General features: G+C 68.4%; 4 protein-coding genes and 1 tRNA gene. 3 read left to right on the top strand and 2 right to left on the bottom strand.

Translation table 11 applies throughout. From position 1 onward, the window contains the following. The first annotated feature begins 457 nt into the window (after window positions 1-457). From K6I34_RS28755 to K6I34_RS28745, 3 genes are all read left to right on the top strand, one after another. Window positions 458-531: transfer RNA gene (locus tag K6I34_RS28755), tRNA-Lys, on the top strand. Between the two features lie 355 nt (window positions 532-886). After that, window positions 887-2,674, top strand: a complete 1,788-nt coding sequence (locus K6I34_RS28750; RefSeq protein ID WP_229330256.1) for a glycosyltransferase family 2 protein — start codon at window positions 887-889, stop codon at window positions 2,672-2,674. After that, on the top strand, window positions 2,671-4,623 hold the full coding sequence (locus tag K6I34_RS28745; protein ID WP_229330254.1) for a kelch motif-containing protein: 1,953 nt from the start codon (window positions 2,671-2,673) through the stop codon (window positions 4,621-4,623). Before K6I34_RS28750 ends, K6I34_RS28745 begins: the two co-directional genes overlap by 4 nt. 156 nt (window positions 4,624-4,779) lie before the next feature. Here K6I34_RS28745 and K6I34_RS28740 read toward each other — a convergent pair whose 3' ends face one another. Both K6I34_RS28740 and K6I34_RS28735 read right to left on the bottom strand, forming a co-directional pair. Continuing rightward, on the bottom strand, window positions 4,780-5,829 hold the full coding sequence (locus tag K6I34_RS28740; protein ID WP_229330252.1) for a glycoside hydrolase family 6 protein: 1,050 nt from the start codon (window positions 5,827-5,829) through the stop codon (window positions 4,780-4,782). A gap of 172 nt (window positions 5,830-6,001) precedes the next feature. After that, on the bottom strand, window positions 6,002-6,459 hold a 458-nt coding region (locus tag K6I34_RS28735), incomplete at its 5' end, for a class F sortase (RefSeq protein WP_229330249.1).

Below are 6,459 nucleotides of genomic sequence, written 5' to 3'. Positions count from 1 at the left end.
GCCCCGGAGCCGGCCACCGCGACATTGCCCTCGTCGGCAGGCAGGACCACTCCCGCGCCCGCCATCCGCACACCGGCGGGCCCGGCCTCCGGCGGCGGGGCGGCGCCCACGGCCAGGGCCGGGGGCGCCAGGACCCCGCACGCGCCCGCGGGCCCGGCCAGCACCGCCACGCCCAGCGTCGCCGCGGCAGCACTACATATCGCACACCTGTGCAATATGTGACATATACACCCTTCGGTACGCGCCCCGCCGAAAATCAGTATTCGCACGGCGCCACCGCCCTCCTTGCGTACTCGGCACAGCTTCTCAGCGCCCAGCAAAAACCGCATATCGGGGCATAACCCTGAGCAATCGCCCCGAAAACCCACCAGAAGCCCCTCAGGAGCCCCTCAGGAGCCCCGGAAGCGGGCGGTCCGGAGCACCCTCCGGCATCGGGTAGAGTTTTCTTCGTCAGCAGGCGCCGCTAGCTCAGTTGGTTAGAGCAGCTGACTCTTAATCAGCGGGTCCGGGGTTCGAGTCCCTGGCGGCGCACAGACGGAAGAAGGCCCCCCGCCATCGGCGAGGGGCCTTCTTCGTATGCCCGGAGTCCGTCTTCGTATGCCCGGAGTCCGCCGGAAGGCCATGCCCCACTTCCGAACACTTCAACACCATTCGCACAGGTCTCCATACGGCGCACCGCTTTGCCCAGTAAACACCTTGTTTCGCCCTTGTGATCATGGTGGGGCGTCCGAGATCCTGAAGCACGAGCAATGACTCAACGTCATTGGGTGACCAATGAGTTGGGTCCGCCGGTGGGGAGCCGGCCATGACCGGGTCCGTACGGCCATGGGGGGCCAGGGACTCGAGACCGACTCACGCAGTCAGCATGCGTGCGGGGGGAATGACCATGACGTCCACGCCTGCCGACGCCCGGCAGCAGCTACGGCCTCCGGCCGCCGCGCTCCTGGCGCCGACGCGTCCGCCGAGAGCGCCGAGACTGAGCTCGCGCTACGAGTACGAGCACTACAGCAGGCTCGCCGGGCCGCTCACCGAGCCCGAGCCCGGCAAGCCGTATCGCGTCCGCTACCGCAGCCTTCTCGCGGACGAGACGCACCGGGTGATAGGGGCCTTCCTGCTGGGAGCCGCGCCCGTCGTCTCGGCGGGCCTGCTGATCTGGCTGATGCAGCCCGCGCACTGGACCGAGCGGGACAGCGCCACCGCGCCGCTGCGGGTCCTGGACACCGTGATGCTGGTGTCGATCGGGCTGATCGAGCTCTTCCGCACCCTGAACGTCGCCTCGAACGCCCACGCCACGCTCGTCGCGCGCGACCCCGTTCCGGTGGTGCCGGAGAGCGGCACCAAGGTCGCGTTCCTCACCTCGTTCGTGCCCGGCAAGGAGCCGATCGAGATGGTCACGCGGACCCTCCAGGCGGCGCGGAAGGTGCGGCACCGCGGCCCGGTGGACGTATGGCTGCTCGACGAGGGCGACGACGCCCAGGTGAAGGACATCTGCGGACGGCTCGGCGTCCGGCACTTCTCCCGCAAGGGTGTCGAGAAGTGGAACCAGCCCACAGGCCCGCATCGTGCGAGAACGAAGCACGGGAACTACAACGCCTGGCTCGACGCCCACGGCGACGCCTACGACTTCTTCGCCTCCGTCGACACCGACCACGTCCCACTGCCCAACTTCCTCGAGCGCATGCTCGGATATTTCCGTGACCCCGATATCGCGTTTGTCGTTGGACCACAGGTCTACGGGAACTACGATGCGGCCGTGACCAAGGCCGCCGAAAGCCAGCAGTTCCTTTTCCACGCCCTGATCCAACGCGCCGGCAACCGCTATGGCTCACCCATGTTCGTCGGTACCAACAACGCGGTCCGCGTCAGTGCGCTCAAGGGCATCGGCGGGCTCTACGACTCCATCACCGAGGACATGGCCACCGGCTTCGAACTGCACCGGCACCGCAATCCGGCGACCGGCCGGAGGTGGCGCTCGGTCTACACCCCGGATGTCCTCGCGGTCGGCGAGGGGCCGAATTCCTGGACCGACTTCTTCACCCAGCAACTGCGCTGGTCCAGGGGCACGTACGAGACTCTCATCAAGCAGTACTGGAAAGGCCCGGCCAGCCTTTCACCGGGCGTCTTCCTCAACTACTCCCTGCTGGTCATCTATTATCCGATGACCGCGCTCAACTGGCTGCTGGGCGCCCTCAGCTGTGCGCTGTTCCTGGGGGTCGGCGCCTCCGGCATCGAGATCGACTCCGAAGTCTGGATGATGCTCTACAGCGATGCCGCGGCCCTGCAGATCGGCCTCTACATCTGGAACCGCAGGCACAATGTCTCACCGCACGAGCCCGAGGGCTCCGGCGGGCTCGCGGGCATGGTGATGTCCGCCTTGTCGGCGCCGGTCTACGCCCGCTCGCTGATGGACGCGGTGCTGCGCCGCAAGAGCACCTTCGTGGTGACCCCGAAAGGCAATTCCGCCAGCCCCGACACGCTGTTCGGCACCTTCCGCATCCACCTGTTCTTCCTGGCCGTCTTCGGCGGCTCGCTGCTGGCCTCGTTCTGGCTCGGGCACACGCACGTCGCGATGCGCACCTGGGCCGCGCTGGCCCTCGCGATCACCGTCGCGCCGATCGCCGCGTGGTGGTGGACGGAACGCCAGGCCCGGCACGCCGTGGAGGCCGCCCGATGAGCCATCCGCGTTTCCAGGTCAGCCGCCGTACCCGCCGCATGGCCGTGGGGTCGGCGGTGGTGGTCGCCCTGGCCGGGATGAACGGTCCCGCGCTCTGGGGATACGCCTCCGAGCAGTACCACGAGTACAAGATCAATCAGCCGGACTACAAGGCGAAGAACGGCCGCTGGGAGGCCGTGGACGTCCCCGAGGAATACCGCATCAACACGATCCACGCGGCACTGCTGCACACCGGGAAAGTGCTGCTGGTCGCCGGTTCCGGGAACAACGCGGCCAATTTCAAGGCGAAGACCTTCCGCTCCGTCCTCTGGGACCCGGCGAAGAACACCTTCAAGAACGTCCCCACCCCCAAGGACCTCTTCTGCGCCGGGCACACCCAGCTGCCCGACGGCAATCTCCTGGTGGCGGGCGGCACCCAGCGCTACGAGAAACTCGGCGGGGACGTCACCAAGGCCGGCGGCCTGATGGTGGTGCACAACGAGGACCCGGACAAGCCGATGACGCTGCCCGCGGGCACGAAGTTCACCGGCAAGAACAACGGCAAGACCTTCGAGTCCAAGGACGCCGTGCTGGTGCCGCGGGCCAAGAAGGCCCAGGACGAGGCGACCAAGAAGGTCACCGTCACGGTGAGCACCGCGCGCGTCTATGTGGAGGCCCTGGAGAAGGGCCACAAATACGAGACCGGGCTCACCGACAACTACACCGTCCAGGGCCTCAAGGGCGCCGACACCCACAATGTGTACGGCATCGCCAACAAGCTCTCGTTCGACAAGAAGGACTTCCAGGGGATCAAGGAGGCCTACGAATTCGACCCGGTCGCCGAGCGCTACATCACGGTCGACCCGATGAACGAGGCCCGCTGGTATCCCACCCTGACCACACTCCCGGACGGCAAGGTGCTCTCCGTCTCGGGCCTCGACGAGATCGGCCAGGTCGTCCCGGGGAAGAACGAGATCTACGACCCGAAGACCAAGAAGTGGGCCTATCTGCCCAAGGAGCGGTTCTTCCCGACGTACCCCGCGCTGTTCCTCACGGACAACGGGCGGATCTTCTACACGGGTTCCAACGCGGGGTACGGCCCCGCCGACAAGGGCCGCACCCCCGGCGTATGGGACCTGGGGAGCAACGATTTCACCGACGTCCCGGGCATCAGCGACCCCGACGCCCTGGAGACCTCGATGTCCGTCCTGCTGCCGCCCGCGCAGGACCAGCGCTATATGGTCCTCGGCGGCGGCGGGGTCGGCGAGGACAAGAAGTCCACGGCGAAGACCCGCATCGTCGACCTGCATGAGAAGAACCCGCACTTCCGGAACGGGCCCGACCTCTACGCCAAGGCCCGCTATCCCAGCAGCGTCATCCTCCCCGACGACACGGTGCTGACCACCAACGGCTCGGGCGACTACCGCGGGCGCAGCGACTCGAATGTCCTCAAGGCCGAGATCTACGACCCGAAGTCCAACTCCCGCCGCCCCGCCGCCGATCCGCTCGTCGGCCGCAATTACCACTCCGGCGCGCTGCTGCTGCCCGACGGCCGGGTGATGACCTTCGGCTCCGACTCCCTCTTCGGCGACAAGGCGAACACGAGACCGGGGAAATTCCAGCAGCAGATCGACCTTTACACACCGCCGTATCTCTACAAGGGCGAGCCCGCGCGGCCGGAACTGAAGGACGACGGCGGACCGAAGACGGCACACCTGGGTGACAAGGTCTCCTACCAGGTGAATTCACCCCGCCCCGTCGACCGCGTACGCCTGATCCGGCCCGGCTCCTTCACTCACGTGACGAACATCGAACAGCGCTCCATCGCCCTCGACTTCAAGAAGTCCTCCGACGGAATCACGGCCACCCTCCCCAAGGACTCGTCCTTGGCCCCGCCCGGCTGGTACATGCTCACCGTCATCGACGACAGAGGCGTCCCGTCGGAATCCCGCTGGCTGAAGATCGGCTGAAGGGCGCGCCCCGCCAGGGGCGCGGGGAACTGCGCGACCAGCCAGAGAAAACTTGCAGCCGCGCGCCGAGCGCAAGAGGCACCCCAATAGGCGCAGCGGGGGCCCGGGGGCGGCAGCCCCCGGTCACAGGTCAGTGGGCAACCATCCGCCGGTCATTCAGCGCGCATTGCGCGCCAACTCCAACGCATACGTCTCCCACCACTGCCCCGCCTCAGGCCCCCCCTTGCACGGCCCGTCCGACTCCCCCGGCCGCTTCACCCACAGATACGCGTCGACCAGACGATCGCCCGTACGCGTCGTGGGGGGCTCGCCCAGTGCCCGGCCCGAGGGGTTGCACCAGGCCTTCTCGTGGTCGCCGGAGAGCGGGCCGTTGCCGTTGCGGCTGGTGTCGATGACGAAGTGCTTGCCGCCGAGGAGGGCCGAGAGGGTGTGGCCGTACTCCTTGTTGTCCTCGGTGGTCTGGAAGTTGGAGACGTTGAGCGCGAAGCCGTCGGCCTGGTCGACGCCCGCCCGCCTCAGGGGTTCCACCATGCGGTCGGCGGGGGTGACCCAGCTGGAGTTGCCCGCGTCGAGGTAGACCTTGGTGTGCGGCAGCGCCTTGAGCTTGCCGACGGCCTCCTTGAGCAGGGCGTACCGCTCCTCGTGGAACTGCTGGGGCGTGCAGCCGTCCTCCATGTGGGGGAGGGCGTCGGGTTCGAGGATGACGGTCGCGGCGCGGTCGCCGATGCCCCGGGCCGCCTTGTCGAGCCAGTCGCGGTAGGTGTTGCCGTCGGAGGCGCCGCCCTGGCTGTACTGACCGCAGTCGCGGTGCGGGATGTTGTAGAGGACGAGCAGCGCGATCCGGTCGGCGGCGTGGGCCGCTTCCGTATAGCCGCGGGTCTGGCCCTCGGGGTCGTCCACGCCGATCCACTCCGCGACCGGCTGGACGGCGATCTTCTCCAGCAGGGCGGCGCTCTTGGCGCTGCCGTCCTTGCGGAGTTCGCCGGACCGCTTCTGGGCCGTGGACTCGGGGTTCACCCAGAACGGGGCGTGGCTCTTGGGCTGTTGGGCGGGCTGCCGGGGCGGCGGGTCGGCCGCGGCGGGCGGCTCGGCGGAGGACGATGCGGACGAACAGCCGGCGAGCAGCAGCAGGGCCGCCAGTGCGGTGCCCACCCCTGTCCGGGCTCTCCGGGCACGATGCGTGCGGCCGGCGTGGCTGCCGTACATCCATTCCCCCTTGGGTGTACTTCCTGTGGGGCGTCCCTCGGTCCCCACGGGACAAGACCGGTCTTTTCCATGTTTGCACAGAATCCGCGTGCGCTGTGGGTGGTCGGGCCATGACTGCGCGTCAAATCGCCCTCTTGGAGCAGAAATCATGGGAACGCCCTGCTCAGTCGCGTCAACCATGGTCGACGCCGGTGAGCGGTCCGGTCAGATAGGCGGACACCACGATGTTGGCGTCATACGCGCGGTGCGCCCGGTCGTACGCGCCCCCGCAGGTGATCAGCCGCAGCTCGGCGCGGTGCTGCTCGCGCGGGCCGTAGACCCGGTCGGCGTCGAAGCGGCCCTTGGTGACGACGGAGACGTCCTCGACGGTGAACTCGGCGGTGGTGCCGTCCGCGCGGCCGACGCGGACGGCCGCGCCGCGCCTGAGCGCGGCGAGGTCGTAGAAGACGGCGGGCGCGTGGTCGGTGTCGACGTGACCGACGAGGACGGCGGCGCCGGGAGCGCCGGGCTGCGGCCCGCCGCGGTACCAGGCGACGCTGTCCGCCCGCCGGTACGGCGGCGGCTCGACGGCGCCGAGGCGGTCCAGGTCGTGGTCCTCGACCCGGGCCGCGACGCCGATGGAGGGGATGG

The sequence above is a fragment of the Streptomyces sp. UNOC14_S4 genome (assembly GCF_020740835.1).
Taxonomy (GTDB): domain Bacteria; phylum Actinomycetota; class Actinomycetes; order Streptomycetales; family Streptomycetaceae; genus Streptomyces.
The sequence above is the reverse complement of the archived record's forward strand: the minus strand, read 5'-3'. Positions and strand labels throughout refer to the sequence as shown.